The sequence below is a fragment of the Rhodanobacter sp. Root561 genome (assembly GCF_001427365.1).
Lineage (GTDB): Bacteria > Pseudomonadota > Gammaproteobacteria > Xanthomonadales > Rhodanobacteraceae > Rhodanobacter.
In genome coordinates this window covers 1,099,269-1,119,088 of the sequence record NZ_LMGH01000001.1, presented here as the reverse complement: position 1 = coordinate 1,119,088, position 19,820 = coordinate 1,099,269, and the positions used below count along the sequence as shown (strand labels likewise).

Here is a 19,820-nt window from a genome sequence, read left to right as displayed (position 1 = left end):
CGATGTCAACCCGGCAGCTTGAAGTGAGCCACCGAACGCCGCAGATCGCTCGCCAGCTGTGCCAGCGTACCGATCGAGTCGGCCGTCTGGCTGGCACCTTGCGAGGTCTGCGAAGTAATTTCCTGAATCGCGTTCATCGAGACGGAGACATCCGTCGCCGCCGCGGACTGCTCGCGTGCTGCGGTCGAGATGTTCTGAATCAGCGCGGACAGATCGTGCGAAACGCGTTCGATGTCACCCAGTGCGCTACCGGCATCCTCCGCCAGGCGTGCACCGGCGACCACCTCGGCGGTGGTCTGTTCCATCGAGTTCACCGCCTCGTTGGTATCGGACTGAATCGTCTGCACCAGCGTTTCGATACGCTTGGTGGCGCTGGTCGAGCGTTCGGCCAGTCGCTGCACTTCGTCCGCCACGACCGCGAAACCGCGGCCCGCCTCACCGGCCGAGGCCGCCTGGATCGCCGCGTTCAACGCCAGGATGTTGGTCTGCTCGGCGATGTCGTTGATCAGTTCGACGATCGAGCCGATCTCCTGCGAGGATTCGCCCAGCCGCTTGATGCGCTTGGAGGTCTCCTGGATCTGGTCGCGGATCGAGTCCATGCCGGAGATCGTCTCGCGCACCACTTCGGCGCCGTGCGAGGCGATCTTCACCGATCGTTCCGCCACGTCGGCCGATTCGGCCGAATCCCTGGACACCGTGTCCATCGAGGTCACGATCTGGTTGATGGCCGAGGTGGCCGAGCTGATCTGCTGTGCCTGCTGTTCCGCCGCGTTGGCCAGATGGCGGGCGGTGGTCTGGGTTTCCTGCGCCGACGAGGAGACCTGCTCGGAGGTCTCGTTGATCGTGGTCACCAGTGAACGCAGCTCGTCGATGGCGTAGTTCACCGAGTCGGCGATGGCGCCGGTGATGTCTTCGGACACCGTGGTCTTCACGGTCAGGTCGCCTTCCGCCAGCGAGCCCATCTCGTCCAGCAGGCGCATGATCGCCTCCTGGTTGCGCTGGTTCAGCTCGGTACTCTGGGCGAACCGCTTGCGCTGGTCGCGCACCAGGGTGATGACCAGCAACAGGGCGAAGGCCACCGCGGCGATCGCGCCGAGCAGGCCCCACCACACGTTCGGGAACAGCCGACGCAGCGGCAGCTTGCCGATCTGCTCGGACAGGTCGTTTGCACGCAGCAGCACGGTCTGCGAATCCAGCGAAGCCTGGTTGCCGGCGCGCTTCACGTCGGCGATGTTGCCGGCGGCGGCGACCAGCTTGGAAACCGGGTCGGCCAGCTGGTTCCAGCTGGCGTCCATGTCGGTCAGGATCTTGCGGGCGTTGGAGTCGTTGATCGGCTTCACGCCGCTGTCGGGGTTGCCTTCGATCAGGCCCTTGAGCACGTTGCCGTACAACTGCGCGTCGCGGAACAGGCCGTCGGCGGCAGACTGGGCGCTGTCACCACCCTGCAGCACTTCCTGCACGCGGCGGATGATTCGGTCAGCCGACAGCATCTGGCGGGAGGTACCCAGCATCTGTTCGGAGCTGCCGTTGCGCTGCTGCAGGATGTTGACCACCTGCTCCATGCTCGAGTTGAGCAGGGGCATCTGCTGCGAAAGCGTGGCGGCGCGCTGTCCGGAGTCGAGCACCACGGCCTTGTTCGACAGGATCTTGCCGATGTCGGCGTCGAGCTGTCTCCAGGAAGCATCCAGCGCATTGACGGCGCGACCCGCGGGGGTGACGTTGTTGTCCGCATACGGCTGCATGCCGCCCTTGGGATCACCCTTGTTCAGCCGCTGCACCGCGGAATCAATCGCGTTGCGGGTGGACTCGAGCTCCTTGAAGGAGTCGGTGTTGCCATCGGCCGATTCCAGCGCGAACTTCGCCGTCTGCTGTGACAGCACCTGGATCTGCGTGGTCAGCGCGATCGCCTGGCGATCTTCACTGTTCTTCTGGTTGAGCAGGAAGAAATCCAGTGCCGCGAAACCGATCGCAATCAGCAGCAGGACAATGAGTGCGGTGTAACCGCGTTCCCTGCTGACGCCCCCTGTAGTGCTCATGTTCACCTCATCCGTCTAACTGTCTGCATTGCCGGCCCCGCACAGCGGATACCGGCCAGGGAATATTGTCCCAAGTTTCCGGCCCGTTCCGGCGCCGGCCCTCCATGCCACTTCCGCCTGCGTGTGCTCAGGCGGCGGCCTGGCGGAAATCCGGCGCTCGCACCAGCCGGTTCATGCTGAAAATGGCCATCTGTTGCTCGCCCACCCGGCTTTCGGCGAAACGCACCAGTCGCGGATCATCTTCGCGCCCGGCATCACGTCGCTGCTCCTCGTCGACCGTACGCTGGCCGAACACCTCGTCCACCAGCAGGGCCACGTTGCCGCCACCCTGACGCACCACCAGCAAGCGGGTCCGGTCGGTGTGCTGCGTGCGCTCGCCGAACAGGAATCGGCCGAAGTCGATCACCGGCACCAGGTTGCCGCGCACATTGGCCACGCCGAGCAGCCAGGGCTGGGTGCCCGGCACGGCGGTGAGCACGGGCACGGCCAGCAGCTCGTTGATCTCGTCGATGCCGCTGACCAGCAGGCGCGAACCCACCCGGAAACCGATGCCGCGCCACAGTCCCGGCGCCTCGAACTTTTCCTGCGTGTCCGACGCGTGAGCCAGCGACAGCCGCTCGTACTGGGCAAGGATCTCGAAAGGGGTGCGGTTGACGGACTGGTTCATTTCTCGCTCGGCAACAATTCGTTGATGCAGGCCAGCAGTTCTTTTTCGTTCACCGGCTTGGTGATGAAGGCCCGCGCACCCTGGCGCAATCCCCACACGCGATCGGTTTCCATCGACTTGGTGGTGATCATCACGATCGGGACGTTCTGGGTCTTCGGATCGCGGGTAAGCGTGCGCGTTGCCTGGAAGCCGTTCATGCCGGGCATGATGACGTCCATGATGACGAGGTCGGGCAGATCGCTGCGCACGCGCTCGATGCCCTCTTCGGCGGTATTCACCGCCGCCACCTGGTGTCCCGCACGTTCAAGCAGGGTGGTGAACACGCGCACGTCGGTCGGCGAGTCGTCGATGATGAGAATATTGGCCACAGGTCCCCCTCAGAATCTGCAGTCAGTGGCTCGATACCGTGCTGACATGGCGATGGATGGCACCAAGCAGCTCGTCACGCGTGAACGGCTTGGTCAGATACTGTTCGGCACCCACGATGCGGCCACGAGCCTTGTCGAAGAGGCCGTCCTTGGAGGACAGCATGATCACCGGCGTGGCGCGGAACTGGGGGTTGTTCTTGATCAGCGCGCAGGTCTGATAGCCGTCCAGCCGCGGCATCATGATGTCGACGAAGATGATCGCCGGCTTCTGGTCGGAGATCTTGGCCAGAGCCTCGAACCCGTCGACCGCAGTCAGCACGTCGCAGCCCTCTTTCTTCAGAAGGGTCTCGGCCGTGCGGCGGATGGTCTTCGAGTCATCGATCACCATGACCTTGAGACCAGCCAAATCGTTAGCACTCACGTTCAAATTCACTCACTCCCCCTGCGGCCCGCCCCGAGCTCAGGATAGGCACCACGACATGCAACGTCCATGCCGGACGGTGCGCATGCAAAGTTTATTCTTGACGAGCCATCGGCAACCGCTCTGGGACGGTGATTCCGATGGCTTTGCTGTTTACTGCCTGCCCGCCGAGACTGTCAAGCAATAATCACCCGTGTTGTCTGAGGACTGCACAAGGTGACCCATAGTGGCACCATCTGGCCACCGACGACAGCCTCGACCGCTGCCGTCCGCGTCGTGACGTGATGGCCTCCGCGGTCTTCCATCTTAATATAGCGGCCTGCTGTCCCGCTCCCCTCCGCGTGGCGGCCCATTCCGGAGAATCACGATGAGCCTCGCGATCGGCGTGCTGATGGACCCCATCGGCGCAATCAAGGTGGCAAAGGACAGCAGCTTCGCGATGCTGCTGGAAGCGCAGCGCCGCGGCCATTCGCTGCACTACCTCGAACAGGGCGACCTGGCGCTGCGCAACGGCGATCCGTGGGGGCGCATGGCCACGCTCGAGGTCCGTGATGATCCGGGCCACTGGCATACCCTGGGCACGCCGCAATGGCGTGACCTGCGCCAGCTCGACGTGGTGCTGATGCGCAAGGACCCGCCGGTCGATGCGCAGTTCATCTACGACACCATGGTGCTGGAAGTCGCCCAGCAGGGCGGCGTGGCCGTGGTCAACGACCCGCGCTCGCTGCGCGACTGCAATGAAAAGCTGTTTGCCCTGCAATTCGGGCAATGCATCGCGCCGACCCTGGTGGCGCGCGATGCCGGCGAACTGCGCCGATTCGCCGCCGAGCACGGCGAAGTGGTGCTGAAGCCGCTGGATGGCATGGGTGGCCGCGGCATCTTCCGGGCGCGGGCGGGCGACAGCAACCTCAACTCGATGCTGGAGACGCTGCTGGGTGGTGACGCCCACGGCGAAGGGCGCCAGTTCGCGATCGCCCAGAAGTACATCCCGGAAATCACCGCGGGCGACAAGCGCATCCTGGTGATCGATGGCGAACCGGTCCCCTACGCCCTGGCGCGAATCCCCCAGGGCAACGAGTTCCGCGGCAACCTCGCTGCCGGCGGGCGCGGCGAAGGGGTTCCGCTGTCCGATCGCGACCGCTGGATCGTCGAACAGGTGGCGCCCGAACTGCGCCGGCGCGGCCTGCTGTTCGTCGGCCTCGACGTGATCGGCGATTACCTGACCGAGATCAACATCACATCCCCGACCTGTGTACGTGAACTCGACGCCCAGTTCGGGCTTAACATTGCCGGTCAGCTGTTCGACGTCATCGAGCAGCACGTTTCCGGAAACCGCGCCGCGTGAGCCACACTGCAAGCGTCAACTCCCCGCCCGATCCGATCGGCGCCACTTTCCTGTTTTCGCTGCTGCTGCATGGCGTGTTGCTGCTGGGCATCACCTTCCACTTCGTGAAGCCCTCGCCGAGCCTGCCCACGCTGGACGTCACCCTGGTCAACGTGGCCAACCGGCAGGCGCCGGACAAGGCGGACTTCCTGGCCCAGGCCAACAACACCGGCGGCGGCCAGAACGATCGCGCCGCGCGCCCGTCGGCGCCTTTTTCCGGCGCGATCCCCAAGCCCGACCCCGGGATTGCGGCGCAACCCGTCGACGCCACCACGCCGCAGCCACGCGAGGCCACCCCGACCCGCATGGTCACCACCAGCAGCGCCAGCGACTTCCAGGTGACCAGCGACACCGCCCGGGATCAGGTGGACCCCCAGCTGACCCCGACGGCGGAAGAACTGAAGCGCCGCGAGGCCATCGCGCAACTGGCCGCCGAACTGCGCAAGAAGAAGGTCGACTACGCCAAGCGGCCCAAGGTGAAGTACCTCACCGCCAGCACCCGCGAATACGCCTACGCCGCCTACATGCGGGGCTGGTCCGACCGGGTGGAGCGGGTGGGCAACCTCAACTACCCCGAAGAGGCGCGCCGCCAGGGCTTGCACGGCGACGTGCTGCTCACCGTGGTGCTCAACCTCGATGGCAGCATCAAGACCATCGAAGTCATCCAGAGCTCCGGCCAGAAAGTGCTCGATGCCGCCGCCGAGCGCATCGTGCGCCTGGCGGCCCCGTTCCCGCCGGCCCCGAAAAGCGCCGAACGCATCGACCAGCTCAACATCACCCGCACCTGGCGCTTCCAGCCGAACAACGTGCTGCAGACTCGCTGAACCTTGCGGCTCGCGGTTCGGCGAACGACCCGCACTGCGCTTACAATGCGCACATGACCGCCGTGCAGCCATCGACACTCACCGGGCACTTCCTGATCGCCATGCCCAACCTGGCCGATCCGCCGTTCTCGCGCGGCGTCGCCCTGCTGTGCCAGCACGACGAGGACGGCGCGGTCGGCCTGCTGGTCAACCAGCTTTCCGAGTACAGCTTCGGTGACGTGCTGGCCCAGATGAAGCTGGAGTGCGCGGACAGCGAACTGGCCGACGCGCCGGTCCTGATCGGCGGCCCAGTGCAACAGGAGCGCGGCTTCGTGCTGCATCGCGAGCCCGGCCCCTGGGATTCCAGCTACCGCATCAACGACCACTGGTCGGTCACCACCTCGCGCGACATCCTGGTCGCCATGGCCGCCGGCGAAGGCCCGCGCCAGGCGATCATGGTGCTCGGCTACGCAGGTTGGGACGCCGGCCAGCTGGAACAGGAACTGATGGCCAATGCCTGGCTGACCGCCGAAGCCAGCGACCGGGTGGTGTTCGACACGCCACTGGAAGAGCGCTGGAGCGCCGCGGCCGGGTTGGTCGGCGTCGATCCGCGCCAGTTGTCCGGTTACGCGGGCCACGCATGAGTTGCGCGTTCGGCTTCGATGTCGGCAGCAAGATCACCGGCGTGGCGATCGGCAACAGCTTCACCGCCAGCGCCCGCGCACTGGCCACGCTGGCCGTGCATGACGACACACCGGACTGGAACCGGCTCGATACGCTGCGCCGCGAATGGCAACCGGACACCCTCGTGGTCGGCCTGCCGCTGACCCTGGATGGTGCCGAGCAGCCGGCCAGCCGTCGTGCCCGCCGTTTCGCAGCGCAATTGCAGGAGCGCTACGGGCTGCCCGTGGTGCTGGTCGACGAGCGACACAGCTCGCAGGAAGCCGCCCAGCGTTTTGCCGGCGCCCGCGCGCTGGGCCTGAAGCGACGCCGCGACGCGGCAGCCATCGACGCCGAAGCCGCCGCGGTCGTGCTGGAGCGCTGGCTCGGCATGGCCACGACGAGCAGCGCGCCAGACGCCGATCACTAGAACCCCTCCCACCTCCAGACCGCCCGCCATGAGTCCTCGCCTGCGCCACCTCACCACCCTGGAAAACCTGCCGCGCGAGACCATCGAGCGCCTGCTCGACCGCGCCGAGGCCCTGCGCGACGCCTGCGCCCACGGCACCCGCAAGCTCGACGTGCTGGCCGGACGCACAGTGCTGAACCTGTTCTTCGAACCCTCCACGCGCACCCGCACCTCGTTCGAGCTGGCGGCGAGGCGGCTGGGCGCCGACGTGATCAACTTCGACATCGGGCTGTCCTCGACCAGCAAGGGCGAGGAACTGTTCGACACGCTGCATACGCTGGAAGCGATGCACCTGGACGCCATCATCGTGCGGCACAAGCAGTCCGGCACGCCGGACGAGCTGGTTCGCCACGCCATGAGCGGGGTGTCGGTGATCAATGCGGGTGACGGCAACCGGGCCCATCCCACCCAGGGCCTGCTGGACGCACTGACCATCCGCCAGCATCGGCCAGACCTGGAGAACCTGCGCGTCGTGATCTGCGGCGACATCAAGCACTCGCGCGTGGCGCGCTCGGACATCAGCGCCTTGAACGCGCTCGGCGTGAAGGAGATCCGCCTGTGCGCACCCGCCGAGCTGATGCCTGATGCCAACGAGGTGCCCAAAGGCTCGCGCCATGAGGATTTCGACGAGGCCATCGAAGGCGCCGACGCGGTGATCATGCTGCGCCTGCAAAAAGAGCGCATGGCCAGCATCGAGCTGCCCGACGAGGCCGCCTACTTCGCCCACTACGGCCTGGACCGGCGGCGCCTGGCGCGGGCCGCCCCCGGCTGCCTGGTGATGCACCCGGGACCGATCAACCGCGGCATCGAAATCGCCTCCGACGTCGCCGACGGCGCGCAGTCGCGCATCCTGGAACAGGTGGGCAATGGCGTGTTCGTGCGCATGGCCGTGCTGAACGAAGTGCTGGCACGCTGAAGCGCAGCGATTACGGCACCGCAGCACGGCCCCGGGCAAGCGGGCATAATGTCCCGCGCAGCATTCACCACACTGGGGATCATCATGCGATCGACGACGCGATACATCGCGCTGGGCTTCGCCGGCATCATGCTGGCGGCCTGCGGGCACAAGGACAAGGATGCACCACTGGCTTACGTTCCGGCGGACACGCCGTACGTGATGGCCAATCTCGACACCATGGACGACAGCACCCGTGGCGCCCTGCTCGCGCAGGCCGATGCGCAACTGCCATCCCAGCTGGCACAACTGGATGCCGCCGCCGACCGGCTGGCCGCGAAGGACCCGGAGGGTGCACGCCTGCTGCGCGCGCTGCACGCCGAGTTCAAGGGCAAGACCATCGAAACCTTCGCCGAAGGCGCAGGCATCAATCTCAAGGGCTATTCCGCGTTCTATGGCCTGGGCCTGGCCCCGGTCGCGCGCTTCGACCTGAGTGACCCCGCCGCGTTCGACGCCTTCGTCGGCCGGCTGGAAACCGCTTACGGCAAGAAGCTGGAAGTTGCCAGCCTCGACAAGCAGTCCTATCGCCGCTTCACTTCCGCCGCCTCGGGCACGCAGATGATCCTGGCCACCGTCGGCAAGCAGGCGGTCGCTGCGCTGCTGCCCGGCGATGCCTCGCCGGCGCTGTTGCGCCAGGCACTGGGACTGGACCGTCCGCAGAAGAGCCTGCAGGACGACGGTCGCCTGGCCACCCTGGCCAAGGCCAAGGGTTACCAGAAGTGGCTGGTCGGCCAGTTCGACCTCACCCGCGCGCTGCCGCTGGCGGTGAGCGGCAAGGACCCGCTGGTGAATGCGATCCAGAAGGCCCGCGCCCAGGCGGTGTCGGCCAAGACCGGCGAGCCGGTGGCCACCCAATTGCAGACCTCGCCCAGCTGCAGTGCGGACGCGGCGCGCATCGCCGCCCGCGTGCCCACCATCAGCTTCGGCTACACGCAGCTCGATGCGAAGCACCAGGACGCCCGCGTCGACATCGCCCTGGCGGACGACATCAGCCAGGCCTTCGCCGGCCTGAAAGTGGCCTTGCCCGGGTTGGGCAAGGCCGGCAGCGCGCCGTTCGACCTCAGCATCGCGCTGCCGATCGCCAGCATGCGCGGCTTCTGGATGGCGCAGGCTGACGCGGTCGCCGCCAAGCCGTTCACCTGTGCCTCGCTGACCGACCTCAACGACAGCTTCGCCAAGCTGGGCCCGGCCATGCAGAAGGCGGCGATTCCGCCGTTCGGCGACATGTTGGGAGTGCGCCTCGCGCTGGATTCGCTGAGCGCCGGCAAGGATTCCGCGATGCCTTCGTTCACCGGGCGCCTGGTGCTCGGCACCAGCAATCCCGAAGGACTGCTGGCGATGGGCCAGATGATGGTGCCCGCGCTGTCCCAGCTGAAGCTGGGCCACGACGGCACGCCGCAGGCGCTGCCCAAGGACATGGTCAGCATGCTGGGCCAGCCCGCATGGGTGGCGATGAGTGAGAAAGCGCTCGCGCTCGGCGTCGGTGCCGGCGAAGACAGCCACCTGGCCGACACGCTCAAGGAACCCGGCGGCGACGTCGGCCAGATGACGAGGATGCACATCAGCGGCGCCATGTACGTCAGCTGGCTGCAATTGATGGAACAGAAACTGGACGCGCTGGCTGCTGCCACCGCGACGCTGGGCAAGAGTGACGAGCCGTCGATCGACGACGGCAGCGACGCCACCAGCGCCGCCGACGAACTGGCCCGTTCCAGGGCGCAGTTCGCCGCGATGAAGGCCCAGGCCGAACGGGTCGACAGCATCGATGCCGAGATGCACGTCGACCAGAGCGGCATGGTGATCACCAGCCAGACCGTGCTGAAGTAGCCCGCTCGTCGGGACCGGAAGCCGGGGCGCCGTCGCGTCCCGGCTTTTTTTGTGCCCGCAACAAACAGATGTCGAACATGCCGATGACATCCCGTTCGCATCCGTGATCGGGGACTGAACCGGGCGCGTCGCGGCGACATGCCTTTCACCCTCCGGCTGGTGCCATGTCCCAAGGAAGCCGCTGCATGGCATCCCGCCTGCCACCGGCAGGCCCTCACCGCCAGTCAGGGAGATCAATATGCGCAATTCCAAGATCCGCACCAGCCTTTATGCCACCGCCATGATGTTCGGCTTCGCGGCCATTCCGTTCGGCCAGGTGATGGCCCAGGACAACGCCGGCCAGATGCAGAAGGCGTCGGACAACCAGACGGTTCCCGACAAGGCCGCCGATGCCTGGATCACCACCAAGGTGAAGTCCGAGTTCGGCACCACCAAGGGCGTTTCCGCCACCGACATCTCGGTGTCGACCAACGATGGCGTGGTGACCCTCAGCGGTACCGTTTCCAGCGCCGCGGAGAAAGACAGCGCCGAGCGCGTGGCCCGGAGCGTCAAGGGCGTCAAGAGTGTCGACACCAGCGGCCTCACCGTCGGCGTGGCCGAAAAATGATCACGGCATGACGGTGGCGATGCCACCTTGCTGAAACGAAAAAGGCGCCCCAGGGCGCCTTTTTCTTCATCCGGCAGGCGCCTCAGCGATTGAGGAAATTCGCACCACCAAGATTGTTCCCATCGCGCGTCTCTTCCAGTTCCACGCCGTCCAGACCCTGCGATAGGGTATGCGCATCGCCGCCCTGCGCCAGCTTGATGCGCAGGCGTACCTCGTTGGAACTGTCGGCGTAACGCAACGCGTCCTCGTAGCTGATCTCGCCGGCGTGATAGAGCTCGACCAGGGCCTGGTCGAACGTCTTCATGCCCAAGAGGGTGGATTCCTTCATCACTTCCTTCAGCTTGTGGATCTCGCCCTGGCGGATGTAGTCCTGCACCAGCGGCGTGCCCAGCAGCACTTCCACCGCCACGCGGCGCGCCTTGCCGTCCGGAGTGGGGATCAGCATCTGCGCCACGATGCCCTTCAGGTTCAGCGAAAGGTCCATCAGCAGCTGCTGGCGACGGTCTTCCGGGAAGAAGTGCAGGATGCGATCCATGGCCTGGTTTGCGTTGTTCGCGTGCAGGGTGCACAGCACCAGATGGCCCGTTTCGGCGAAGGCAATCGCGTGGTCCATGCCCTCGCGGGTGCGCACCTCGCCGATCATGATCACGTCCGGCGCCTGGCGCAGGGTGTTCTTCAGGGCGTTATCCCAGGTGTCGGTGTCGATGCCGACTTCGCGCTGGGTGATGATGCAGCCCTCGTGCTTGTGCACGTATTCGATCGGGTCCTCGATAGTGATGATGTGGCCGGTCGAATTCTGGTTGCGGTAGCCGATCATCGCCGCCAGCGAGGTCGATTTGCCCGAGCCGGTGGCGCCCACGAAGACGATGATGCCGCGCTTGGTCATCGCCAGCTGCTTGAGTACCGGCGGCAGGGTCAGCTCCTCGATCGACGGAATCTTCGACTCGATACGGCGCAGCACCATGCCGACGCAGTTGCGCTGGTAGAAGCACGAGACGCGGAACCGACCCACGCCCTGGGCGGAGATCGCGAACTGGCATTCGTGGGTCTTCTCGAACTCCTCGCGCTGGCCCGGCGTCATCACGTTGAGCACCATGTCACGCGACTGCTGCACGCTGAGCGGGCTCTGCGTGATCGGCACGATGCGGCCCTGCACCTTCATCGACGGCGCCACGCCCGCGGTGATGAACAGGTCGGACGCCTTCTTGTGCACCATCAGCTTCAGGAAGGAGGTGAAATCAAAATCGCTCATGGCTCTAACCCCGGGAATAGGGAATGGGGAATAGGGAATCGGAAAGCTGATGTCCGGCGCAAGTCGGTTGCAGGGAGGCGAGTGTTCAAACCGCAGCCGCACAAGGCGCGCGACTTTTCAACGATTTCCGATTCCCCATTCCCGAATCCCCGCTTCACTTGAAGCTGTCCTTGTTCTTGGCGTACATCGAGGCTTCCTGACGGGTCACCAGGCCACGCTTGACCAGGTCCTGCAGGCACTGGTCCAGCGTCTGCATGCCGAACTGCTGGCCGGTCTGGATCGACGAATACATCTGCGCGACCTTGTCCTCGCGGATCAGGTTGCGGATCGCCGGGATGCCGACCATGATCTCGTGCGCCGCGATGCGGCCCCCGCCGACCTTCTTCAGCAGCGACTGCGAGATGACCGCGCGCAGCGACTCGGACAGCATCGAGCGCACCATCGGCTTCTCGCCGGCGGGGAACACGTCGATGATGCGGTCGATGGTCTTCGCCGCCGAGCTGGTGTGCACGGTGGCGAACACCAGGTGGCCGGTTTCCGCGGCGGTCAGCGCCAGGCGGATGGTTTCCAGGTCGCGCAACTCGCCGACCAGGATGTAGTCCGGATCCTCGCGCAATGCCGAGCGCAACGCCTCGTTGAAGCCGTGCGTGTCGCGATGCACTTCGCGCTGGTTGATCAGGCACTTCTGCGAGGTATGCACGAACTCGATCGGGTCCTCGACCGAGAGCATGTGACCGTATTCGTTCTTGTTGATGTGGTCGACCATCGCCGCCAGCGTGGTCGACTTGCCCGAGCCGGTCGGGCCGGTCACCAGGATCAGGCCCTGCGGCTGTTCGATCAGTTCCTTGAACACCCGGGGACAACCCAGGTCTTCCAGGGTCAGCACTTCGGACGGAATGGTACGGAACACCGCGCCAGCGCCGCGATTCTGGTTGAACGCGTTGACGCGGAAACGGGCCAGCCCGGGAATCTCGAACGAGAAGTCGGTCTCGTAGAACTCTTCGTAGTCGCGCCGCTGCTTGTCCGACATGATGTCGTAGATCAGCGAGTGCACCTGCTTGTGTTCCAGCGCAGGGATGTTGATGCGGCGGACATCGCCATCAACGCGGATCATCGGCGGCAGCCCGGCGGACAGATGCAAGTCCGAGGCCTTGTTCTTTACCGAGAAGGCAAGCAGTTCGGCAATGTCCATGAAGTCGTTTCCCCTAAACCGAGCGTCTGGATGGCATGAATTCGGGCGCTGCAATCGGGACCGTCGATCGTCCGCAGGCGTGGTGCGCCGCAACGCATGTTGCCTGGCGCCACCTCGCAGCCCGGACGAGCCGTTCCAATCCCCTTGCAGCCGGGTCGATACTACTCGCGCAAGCGGCTGTGCGGCCAGTCTTTCCAGCCGCCAGCGCGCAAAGTGTCGACCCGGTTTGCGCGGTCTGTCGTAAAACCGCGATCCGACCTTCGCCGGCGGATCGATGGCGACCGTCGCCGGACGCACCCACCACGGAATCGGCCCGCAGTGCGACGGCTCCGGTAAGGTACGCGGTCTGGACGATCCACCTGACCCATCCGAGGAACCCTGCATGACACGACTTGCCTTCATCGGCGGCGGCAACATGGCGCGCAGCCTGATCGGCGGCCTGCTGAAGACCGGCGTGGCGCCAGCCACGGTGAGCGTGGCCGAGCCGCTGGCCGAAGCGCGCCAGGCGCTGGGCCGCGAATTCGGCATCGCCTGCTACGCCGAGAACCGGCTTGCCGCGGCGGAAGCCGAGGTCATCGTGCTGGCGGTCAAGCCGCAGATCATGCCGGCGATCCACGCCGAACTGCGCGACACCCTGCAACGCAATCACCCGCTGCTGATCTCGATCGCCGCCGGCGTGCGGCTGGACCAGCTGGAACGCTGGTTCGGCAGCGGCCTGCCGATCGTGCGCTGCATGCCCAACACGCCGGCCCTGATCGGCGCCGGCGCCACCGGCCTGTGCGCCAACAGCCGGGTCAGCCCGGCGCAGAAGGCCCAGGCCCAGCACATCCTGGACGCCGCCGGGATCACCCGCTGGATCGACGACGAGGCGCTGATGGATACGGTCACCGCCTTGTCCGGTTCCGGCCCGGCCTACTTCTTCGCCCTGGTCGAGGCGCTGGAAGCGGCCGCCGTGGCCCAGGGCCTGCCCCGCGACACCGCCCGCGCGCTGGCCGCGCAGACCTGCCTCGGCGCCGGCCGCATGCTGGTCGAAGGCGGCGAAGACCCCGCGCTGCTGCGCCAGCGCGTCACCTCGCCCAACGGCACCACCCAGGCCGCGCTGGAAAGTCTTGCCGCCGACGGGCTGCCGCACATCGTGGCCCGTGCGGTCCACGCCGCCACCCGTCGCGGAGCGGAACTGGCCAACGAACTGGACAAGCTGTCGTGAGCTACCTGCTGAACGCCCTCTCCATGCTGATCGAGCTGGTCTTCGAGGCGGCCGTCACCCTGCTGCTGTTGCGCGTGGCCGCCGAAGCCTGCCGCGCCGACTTCCACAACCCGCTGAGCCAGTTCATCTACCGCTACACCAACCCGGTGCTGGCGCCGATCCGCCGCGTGCTGCCGAACTGGCGCCGGATCAACTTGGCCGCCCTGCTGCTGGCCTGGCTGGCGATGCTGCTCAAGCGCCTGCTGCTGTTCGCCCTGCTCGGGGTGATGCCGAATCCGCTGGGACTGATCGTGCTGGCACTGGCCGAACTGCTCGACTTCGCCCTGCTGTTCTATCTGGTGCTGATCTTCGGCTGGTCCCTGCTGAGCATGTTCTCGGTGGACCAGCGCCATCCCCTGCTCAAGCTGGCCGGCGCCCTGGTGGCCCCGCTGCTGCGCCCGCTGCGCGGCAGGCTGGTCGCCGGGCAGATCGACTTCGGCCCGATGGTGGTGATGATCGTGTTGCTGCTGGCCCGCCTGCTGATCGCCGCACCGCTGCTGGATCTGGGGGCGCGGTTGGCACTGGGCGCCTGAGATTTCTCTTGTACGCGGCGCCTCTGGTCTCTTGAAGCAAGGGCTTTCGCCCTCCCCCGGAGGGAGAGTCACTTTCTGCCTCTTGCTTCGATGTGCCTAGAAGCAAAAGCTTCAAAAGCTTCAAGTGCAGAGCGGTCGATCGCCTTCGGCGACCGAGTCACTTTTCTCTTGCGTGGCCAAGAGAAAAGTAACCAAAAGAGAAGGCCACCCCGCTTGGCGACTCCTGTCCGGCAAGTCCGTGAGCCGGGGCCGGGCTTTTCGAACGGGCATCGGGCAACTGCTCCTGCGTTGCCTCAACTCCGGCATCCATGCCGTCGCCTGCCCGTGCGAAAAGGCGTTGCCATCCCTGGCAACGCCCGCTGCGCGGCCTGTCGACCCCGGCTCACCGCCGCACAAGGGACCCCGGTAAAGCAGCGGGCCATCGTGGCCCGCACTCGATGATGGAGCTGAAAGGCAATGCCAGAGCCAAAGCAAAAGCCCCGGGTCGCCGCAGCTCTGCTCTTGATCCGGCTCTTCTGAAAAGTACGCGCAGGATGCGCGTCGCTCTATCCGGGGCCCCTCTGCAGCGGCGAGGCGGGGTCGACAGGCCGCGTAGCGGGCATCGGCATGGATGCCGATGCCTTTTCGCCAGCACATGGATGTGCTGTCGAAAAGCCCGGCCCCGGCTCGCGAACTTTCCGGGCAGGAAGCCCGGAAAGCGCGGAAGCGGGGTGGCCTCTCTTTGGGCCACGTTTCTCTGGCCACACAGAGAAAGGTGGCCTTTGCTCTGATGCACAGGAGCCGGCAAAGCGTCAGGTGCAACAGCAAGTGCGATGGCCAGCTTCGCTGCTTTAAAGCTCTTCTGGCCTTCGCTGGCATGACGAGCGGGGCTGGAGGTCGCCGGCACAATAGCCAGCAAACGGCGAAAAGCTCAGCGCAGCGCCCACGCGGCGATGATTCGATGGATATCGTCCAGCCCATCGAACAGCGCCGCCGGTCCCGGCTGCAGGATGATCGGCGACTTGATCTCGTGGAGGTCACCGTGGCGCACCGCGGGGATCGCGTCCCAGCCCGGTCGCGCCGCGACCTTCTCGGGGCGGAAGCGCTTGCCGCACCAGGAGCCCAGGATGATGTCCGGCGCGCGCCGCACCACCTCGTCGCCGTTCGGCAGGATGCGCTGCTTGGCCAGCGGTTCGCGGGCCAGTTCGGGGAAACAGTCGTCGCCGCCGGCGATGCCGATGATCTCGGCGACCCAGCGGATGCCGGTGATGATCGGCTCGTCCCATTCCTCGAAATACACTTTCGGCCGTCGCGGCAATTGCGCCACGGCGGCGCGAATGCCGGCAATGTGCCGCTCGGCGCGTTGCGCGTACGCCTCGGCCTTCTCATGCGCGCCGACCATCGCGCCCAGCCGCCGGATGTAGGCGAGGATGCCGTCGACGCTGCGATGGTTGCTGACCCATACCTCCACGCCGCACTTGATCAGCTCGCGCGCGATGTCGGCCTGGATGTCGGAGAAGCCGATCGCCAGATCGGGCCCCAGTTTCATGATCTCGCCGATCTTCGCGCTGGTGAACGCGGAGACCTTCGGCTTCTCCTTGCGTGCGCGCGGCGGCCGCACGGTGAAGCCGGAGATGCCGACGATGCGGTGCTCTTCGCCCAGTGCGTACAGCACCTCGGTCGGCTCCTCGGTGAGGCAGACGATGCGCTGGGGGAAGTAGTCGGCCACGCGGTGATCCATCCGCTCAATGCCCCAGCACGGTCACGGTGACCTTGCGCTGGTGCGGGTCGAGTCGGTGCTCCCACAGGTAGATGCCTTGCCAGGTGCCGAGTTGCAACTTGCCGCCGTGCACCGGCACGACCAGGCTGACCCCGGTGAGGATCGAGCGGACATGCGCCGGCATGTCGTCGGGCCCTTCGGCGTCGTGTTCGAAGAGCGGGTCGCCATCGGGCACCGCGCGGGCGAACCAGCGCTCCAGGTCGCGGCCCACCGCCGGGTCGGCGTTCTCGCCGAGCAGCAAGGAGCAACTGGTGTGGGCAGTGAAGACATGGGCCATGCCGAGCTGGACATGGCTGGCCGCCAGCGCATCCGCCACCTGCGCGGTGATGTCGCTGAAACCGCGCCCGCGGGTATGCACGATGAAGCCACCCTGCGCCACGTGCTGCGCGGGCAGCGGCCGGATCACGGGTACAGCATCCGGCTGGTCCAGGTCTGGCCGTGGCGATCCCAGCGCACCCGCTCGTGCAGGCGGAACTCGGCGCCGTACCAGAACTCCAGCATGTCCGGTTCGACCACGAAGCCGCCCCAGTGCGGCGGCCGGCTCACCTCGCGACCGTCGAACTGCTGCTCGTAGCGCGCCACGCGCTGCTCGAAGGTGTCGCGATCGGGCAGGGTCTGCGATTGCAGCGAAGCCCAGGCGCCGATCTGGCTGCCACGCGGGCGGCTGGCGAAATAGGCATCGGACTCCTCGTCCTGCAGCTTGCGGGCGGCGCCTTCGACGCGGACCTGCACGCCTTCGCGCAATTGCTTCCAGTGGAAACACAGCGCCACCTGCGGGTGGGCGTCCAGCTGGCTGCCCTTGTCGCTCTGGTAGTTGGTGTAGAAGCGGAAGCCACGCTCGTCGGCGCCCTTGAGCAGCACGATGCGCGAGGCGACCCGGCCGGAAGCGTCGACGGTGGAAAGGTTCATCGCCGTCGGCTCGCGGTCGCCGCTGGCCCTGGCTTCGTCCAGCAGGCTCAGGAAGGTGTCCAGAATCTCGGGTTTGAGCATGATGTCGAAACTTTCCTTTTGCATCGTGGCCGACACGCGCCATCATGGCGCGGATGAACCTGAGCGATGATAGTGCAATGTCCTGTTCCCCCAGTAGCTTTCCGGCCCGGCTGACGGCGCCATCCTGCCCTGCCCGGCGTGAAGCAGGCAGGGACGCGCCCGTTTGGGGGATACTGGGCGATCACCGCCTGCCTGTGGCGGAAGTGCCTCCGGGAACCAAGGTATCTTGCGGATGATGTCTCACGCCGACCTGCACAACGAAGCCCTCGCCGGCCATCTGCTCGACCAGTACGCAGGGCGCATCGCCCGCTCGCGCCGCCCCTACATCCTTGGCCTTTCCGGCCTGCAGGGCAGTGGCAAGAGTACGCTGGCGCGGGTGATGAAGATGCAGGCCGAGGCTCGCGGCTGGGCCACCGAGGTGCTGTCGCTGGACGACTTCTACTATGCCCGCAGCGAACGCGAGACGCTGGCGCGCGAAGTCCATCCGCTGCTGCGCACGCGCGGCGTGCCGGGCACCCACGAGATCGAACTGCTGATGTCGGTGCTGGCCGCCCTGCCGCATGCCTCGGAACGGTTGCCGGTGCTGCACCCGCGTTTCGACAAGGGCCGCGACACCCGCTTTCCACCGTCACGCTGGCCGCGGATCACCCGGCCGCCGAAGCTGGTGATCGTGGAGGGCTGGGCACTGGGCATCCGTCCGCAGTTGCAGGCTGCGCTGGCCAAGCCGGTCAACGAACTGGAGCGCTGCGAGGACCCCGACGGCAGCTGGCGGCACTGGGTCAACAAGCAGCTGCGCGGCTACCAGCCGCTGTGGCGCAAGTTCGATGCCCTGATCGTGCTGCAGGCTCCGGGCTGGGAAATCGTGCGGCGCTGGCGTGGCGAGCAGGAGCAGGATCTCTTGGCGCGCCACGCGCCCCTGGCGATGGACGCCGCGGCGATGGAGCGGTTCCTCGCCCACTTCGAACGACTGAGCCGGCACGCGCTGGCCACCCTGCCGGTGCTGTCCGATACCTGCGTGGAGTACGACGACGACCGCCACGTGACGGGGCTCAGTCACGGCTGAGGCGGGGAACGGGGAACGGGGAACAGCGAAAGCTCCGCAGCTTCAGGCTTTTGTTCCCTGTTCCCCGTTCCCGTCTGTCAATCCACCACGAAGTTGATCTTCATGTTGACGCGCCACTCGGTCACCGTGCCGTCGTCTCCGGTGACCACCTTGATCTCGTTGACCCAGGCGCCCTTGATGTTCTTCACCGACTCGGCGGCTTTCTTCAGGCCGTGCTGCACGGCGTCTTCGACGCCCTTGGCGGACGAGGCGTTGATTTCGATGACCTTGGCTACTGACATGACGTCACTCTCCCATGGAGTCCGTGCGAGCGGCACGATGCGCTTCCCCTGTTCGAAGCGCCAGTCTGGACTGCCGTTGTCGGAAGGGACAAGCCGCACTGCAAAATCACGTCACGTTGACGCCTCGACCTGCACGGCCGTGCCGTAGGCGAGCACCTCGGTCACGCCCTGGGCCACTTCGTTGGCGTCGTAGCGCATCGCCACCACACCATTGGCGCCCATCGCCGCGGCGTGCTGCAGCATCAGCTCGAACGCTTCCTCGCGGGCCTTCTCGCACAGCTCGGTATAGATCGAGATGTTGCCGCCGACGATGGTCTGCAGCGCCGCGCCGAGATTGCCCACCACGCTGCGCGAACGCACGGTGATGCCCCGCACGATGCCCAGCGAACGGACGATGCGGCAGCCGGGGATCTCGTTGGCGGTACTGACCTGATGGTGTGGAACGGTTCTGGCCATGATGGTGCTCCGTGGAATCAGCTGTCGATCAGTGCAGCATAGCCTTCGCGCGAATCCGGCCACTGCGGCGCCCAGCCGCTGGCGCGCAGGCGGGCATTGCTCAGCCGCTTGCTGCCAACGCCCACCGGCGCGGCACCTTCTGGCGGCGGCGGGGCGTCGATCAGCGCGGCCAGGAAATCGTACAACTCGTCCAGCGGCATCGGCGTGTCGTCGACGCCCAGGTACAGCGCTTGCGGCGCCTCCACCTGCAGCAGGTGGACGATGGCCGCGGCGGCATCGTCGACGTGGATGCGGTTGGCCCAGTGCGGCACTTCGCGGGGTACCCGCAGCTGTCCCGCGCGCAGCTTTTCCACCAGTTGCAGGCGCCCGGGCCCGTACAGGCCCGCCAGGCGCAGCACCACGCCGGGCACCGGCTGCTCAGCCAGCCACTGCTCGGCCTCGCGCAGCACCGCACCATTGAAGCCGAGCGGACCGACCGAGGTGGTTTCCTCCACCCAGTCGCCATCGTGCTCGCCGTACACCGCGCTGGATGACACGAACAGGCATCGCTGCAGGCGACTGCCGTCCAGCGCTTCCAGCAGATGACGCAGGCCGTCCACGAAAACCGCGCGATAGCTGGCCTTGTCCCGCCCGTCCGGCGCCGGCAGATAGATCACGCGGGTGATGCCGTGGGGCAATGCGCCGAGGCTGGCGGGATCAGTCAGGTCGCCGCCCAGCCAGTGGATGCCCGACGCGTCGCGCGCCGGTGGATGCCGCCGCAACGCCCAGACGTCGTCACCGCGCGCGCGCAGAAGCTGCGCCACGCGTTCGCCCAGGTCACCGCATCCGGCCAGCAGGATACGTTCGCTCAC

The 19,820-nt window shown here is 66.3% G+C and carries 22 protein-coding genes; 10 read left to right on the top strand and 12 right to left on the bottom strand.

From position 1 onward, the window contains the following. Positions 1 to 5 precede the first annotated feature (5 nt). From ASD55_RS04785 to ASD55_RS04770, 4 genes are all read right to left on the bottom strand, one after another. Positions 6 to 2,036: a methyl-accepting chemotaxis protein gene (locus ASD55_RS04785; protein ID WP_056717820.1), complete on the bottom strand. Its 2,031-nt coding sequence runs from the start codon at positions 2,034 to 2,036 to the stop codon at positions 6 to 8. A 127-nt stretch (positions 2,037 to 2,163) separates the two neighbouring features. Continuing rightward, positions 2,164 to 2,703, bottom strand: a complete 540-nt coding sequence (locus tag ASD55_RS04780; RefSeq protein WP_056717819.1) for a chemotaxis protein CheW — start codon at positions 2,701 to 2,703, stop codon at positions 2,164 to 2,166. Beyond that, the gene (locus ASD55_RS04775; RefSeq protein WP_056717818.1) at positions 2,700 to 3,071 is read right to left on the bottom strand and encodes a response regulator; all 372 of its coding nucleotides are present in this window, start codon (positions 3,069 to 3,071) and stop codon (positions 2,700 to 2,702) included. Before ASD55_RS04775 ends, ASD55_RS04780 begins: the two co-directional genes overlap by 4 nt. 22 nt (positions 3,072 to 3,093) lie before the next feature. Next, entirely contained in the window at positions 3,094 to 3,504 is a 411-nt protein-coding gene (locus ASD55_RS04770) for a response regulator (RefSeq protein ID WP_274378300.1), read from the bottom strand. A 355-nt stretch (positions 3,505 to 3,859) separates the two neighbouring features. Between ASD55_RS04770 and gshB the strand changes: the two genes are divergently transcribed. The 7 genes from gshB to ASD55_RS04735 all read left to right on the top strand — a co-directional run bounded on the left by gshB (position 3,860) and on the right by ASD55_RS04735 (position 10,197). Continuing rightward, complete coding sequence (gshB, locus tag ASD55_RS04765; protein ID WP_056764063.1) at positions 3,860 to 4,837, top strand: glutathione synthase; 978 nt, start codon at positions 3,860 to 3,862, stop codon at positions 4,835 to 4,837. Continuing rightward, entirely contained in the window at positions 4,834 to 5,700 is an 867-nt protein-coding gene (locus tag ASD55_RS04760) for an energy transducer TonB (protein ID WP_056764061.1), read from the top strand. Before gshB ends, ASD55_RS04760 begins: the two co-directional genes overlap by 4 nt. 53 nt (positions 5,701 to 5,753) lie before the next feature. Next, positions 5,754 to 6,323, top strand: coding sequence for a YqgE/AlgH family protein (locus ASD55_RS04755; RefSeq protein ID WP_056717815.1), 570 nt, complete (start codon positions 5,754 to 5,756; stop codon positions 6,321 to 6,323). Next, complete coding sequence (gene ruvX / locus ASD55_RS04750) at positions 6,320 to 6,769, top strand: Holliday junction resolvase RuvX (RefSeq protein ID WP_056717814.1); 450 nt, start codon at positions 6,320 to 6,322, stop codon at positions 6,767 to 6,769. Before ASD55_RS04755 ends, ruvX begins: the two co-directional genes overlap by 4 nt. 28 nt (positions 6,770 to 6,797) lie before the next feature. Beyond that, positions 6,798 to 7,724: an aspartate carbamoyltransferase catalytic subunit gene (locus tag ASD55_RS04745; protein WP_056764057.1), complete on the top strand. Its 927-nt coding sequence runs from the start codon at positions 6,798 to 6,800 to the stop codon at positions 7,722 to 7,724. Positions 7,725 to 7,808: 84 nt separating this feature from the next. Further along, a complete protein-coding gene (locus ASD55_RS04740) occupies positions 7,809 to 9,590 on the top strand; it encodes a hypothetical protein (protein WP_056764055.1) in 1,782 nt (593 codons plus the stop codon). 238 nt (positions 9,591 to 9,828) lie between these two features. Continuing rightward, positions 9,829 to 10,197, top strand: a complete 369-nt coding sequence (locus tag ASD55_RS04735) for a BON domain-containing protein (RefSeq protein WP_056717811.1) — start codon at positions 9,829 to 9,831, stop codon at positions 10,195 to 10,197. Positions 10,198 to 10,279: 82 nt separating this feature from the next. Here ASD55_RS04735 and ASD55_RS04730 read toward each other — a convergent pair whose 3' ends face one another. Further along, complete coding sequence (locus ASD55_RS04730) at positions 10,280 to 11,449, bottom strand: PilT/PilU family type 4a pilus ATPase (RefSeq protein ID WP_056717810.1); 1,170 nt, start codon at positions 11,447 to 11,449, stop codon at positions 10,280 to 10,282. 154 nt (positions 11,450 to 11,603) lie between these two features. Then, positions 11,604 to 12,641: a type IV pilus twitching motility protein PilT gene (locus tag ASD55_RS04725; protein WP_056717809.1), complete on the bottom strand. Its 1,038-nt coding sequence runs from the start codon at positions 12,639 to 12,641 to the stop codon at positions 11,604 to 11,606. Between the two features lie 382 nt (positions 12,642 to 13,023). Here ASD55_RS04725 and proC point away from each other — a divergent pair, with 382 nt between their 5' ends. Both proC and ASD55_RS04715 read left to right on the top strand, forming a co-directional pair. After that, positions 13,024 to 13,848: a pyrroline-5-carboxylate reductase gene (proC, locus tag ASD55_RS04720; RefSeq protein ID WP_056764053.1), complete on the top strand. Its 825-nt coding sequence runs from the start codon at positions 13,024 to 13,026 to the stop codon at positions 13,846 to 13,848. After that, the gene (locus ASD55_RS04715) at positions 13,845 to 14,420 is read left to right on the top strand and encodes a YggT family protein (protein WP_056764052.1); all 576 of its coding nucleotides are present in this window, start codon (positions 13,845 to 13,847) and stop codon (positions 14,418 to 14,420) included. The genes proC and ASD55_RS04715 overlap by 4 nt, the downstream gene beginning before the upstream one ends. Before the next feature lie 910 nt (positions 14,421 to 15,330). Here the strand turns inward: ASD55_RS04715 and ASD55_RS04710 are convergent. The 3 genes from ASD55_RS04710 to pdxH are packed head-to-tail and all read right to left on the bottom strand — an operon-like array spanning position 15,331 to position 17,169. Then, complete coding sequence (locus tag ASD55_RS04710; protein ID WP_056764050.1) at positions 15,331 to 16,140, bottom strand: cobalamin-binding protein; 810 nt, start codon at positions 16,138 to 16,140, stop codon at positions 15,331 to 15,333. A gap of 4 nt (positions 16,141 to 16,144) precedes the next feature. Continuing rightward, positions 16,145 to 16,585 carry a secondary thiamine-phosphate synthase enzyme YjbQ gene (locus ASD55_RS04705; RefSeq protein WP_056764048.1) on the bottom strand — a complete coding sequence of 147 codons (441 nt, stop codon included), beginning with the start codon at positions 16,583 to 16,585 and terminating at the stop codon, positions 16,145 to 16,147. Further along, positions 16,582 to 17,169 carry a pyridoxamine 5'-phosphate oxidase gene (gene pdxH / locus ASD55_RS04700; RefSeq protein ID WP_056764489.1) on the bottom strand — a complete coding sequence of 196 codons (588 nt, stop codon included), beginning with the start codon at positions 17,167 to 17,169 and terminating at the stop codon, positions 16,582 to 16,584. The genes ASD55_RS04705 and pdxH overlap by 4 nt, the downstream gene beginning before the upstream one ends. Before the next feature lie 232 nt (positions 17,170 to 17,401). Between pdxH and ASD55_RS04695 the strand changes: the two genes are divergently transcribed. Then, positions 17,402 to 18,232 (top strand): hypothetical protein, encoded by an 831-nt coding sequence (locus tag ASD55_RS04695; protein ID WP_056764046.1) that lies wholly within the window; start codon positions 17,402 to 17,404, stop codon positions 18,230 to 18,232. A gap of 77 nt (positions 18,233 to 18,309) precedes the next feature. On the opposite strand, the gene ASD55_RS04690 is transcribed toward ASD55_RS04695, so the two are convergent. The 3 genes from ASD55_RS04690 to ASD55_RS04680 all read right to left on the bottom strand — a co-directional run bounded on the left by ASD55_RS04690 (position 18,310) and on the right by ASD55_RS04680 (position 19,820). Further along, a complete protein-coding gene (locus ASD55_RS04690) occupies positions 18,310 to 18,513 on the bottom strand; it encodes a dodecin family protein (protein WP_056717530.1) in 204 nt (67 codons plus the stop codon). Between the two features lie 111 nt (positions 18,514 to 18,624). Continuing rightward, positions 18,625 to 18,969, bottom strand: a complete 345-nt coding sequence (locus ASD55_RS04685; protein ID WP_056764044.1) for a YbjQ family protein — start codon at positions 18,967 to 18,969, stop codon at positions 18,625 to 18,627. Between the two features lie 17 nt (positions 18,970 to 18,986). After that, on the bottom strand, positions 18,987 to 19,820 hold the full coding sequence (locus ASD55_RS04680) for an SDR family oxidoreductase (RefSeq protein ID WP_056764487.1): 834 nt from the start codon (positions 19,818 to 19,820) through the stop codon (positions 18,987 to 18,989).

Coding starts and splice junctions, on each gene's coding strand:
- ASD55_RS04695 (WP_056764046.1), top strand. CDS start 17,402: ATGATGTCTCACGCCGACCTGCACAACGAAGCCCTCGCCGGCCATCTG.
- ruvX (WP_056717814.1), top strand. CDS start 6,320: ATGAGTTGCGCGTTCGGCTTCGATGTCGGCAGCAAGATCACCGGCGTG.
- gshB (WP_056764063.1), top strand. CDS start 3,860: ATGAGCCTCGCGATCGGCGTGCTGATGGACCCCATCGGCGCAATCAAG.
- ASD55_RS04780 (WP_056717819.1), bottom strand. CDS start 2,703: ATGAACCAGTCCGTCAACCGCACCCCTTTCGAGATCCTTGCCCAGTAC.
- ASD55_RS04785 (WP_056717820.1), bottom strand. CDS start 2,036: ATGAGCACTACAGGGGGCGTCAGCAGGGAACGCGGTTACACCGCACTC.
- proC (WP_056764053.1), top strand. CDS start 13,024: ATGACACGACTTGCCTTCATCGGCGGCGGCAACATGGCGCGCAGCCTG.
- ASD55_RS04745 (WP_056764057.1), top strand. CDS start 6,798: ATGAGTCCTCGCCTGCGCCACCTCACCACCCTGGAAAACCTGCCGCGC.
- ASD55_RS04690 (WP_056717530.1), bottom strand. CDS start 18,513: ATGTCAGTAGCCAAGGTCATCGAAATCAACGCCTCGTCCGCCAAGGGC.
- ASD55_RS04725 (WP_056717809.1), bottom strand. CDS start 12,641: ATGGACATTGCCGAACTGCTTGCCTTCTCGGTAAAGAACAAGGCCTCG.
- ASD55_RS04710 (WP_056764050.1), bottom strand. CDS start 16,140: ATGGATCACCGCGTGGCCGACTACTTCCCCCAGCGCATCGTCTGCCTC.
- ASD55_RS04755 (WP_056717815.1), top strand. CDS start 5,754: ATGACCGCCGTGCAGCCATCGACACTCACCGGGCACTTCCTGATCGCC.
- ASD55_RS04685 (WP_056764044.1), bottom strand. CDS start 18,969: ATGGCCAGAACCGTTCCACACCATCAGGTCAGTACCGCCAACGAGATC.
- ASD55_RS04740 (WP_056764055.1), top strand. CDS start 7,809: ATGCGATCGACGACGCGATACATCGCGCTGGGCTTCGCCGGCATCATG.
- ASD55_RS04730 (WP_056717810.1), bottom strand. CDS start 11,449: ATGAGCGATTTTGATTTCACCTCCTTCCTGAAGCTGATGGTGCACAAG.
- pdxH (WP_056764489.1), bottom strand. CDS start 17,169: ATGCTCAAACCCGAGATTCTGGACACCTTCCTGAGCCTGCTGGACGAA.
- ASD55_RS04735 (WP_056717811.1), top strand. CDS start 9,829: ATGCGCAATTCCAAGATCCGCACCAGCCTTTATGCCACCGCCATGATG.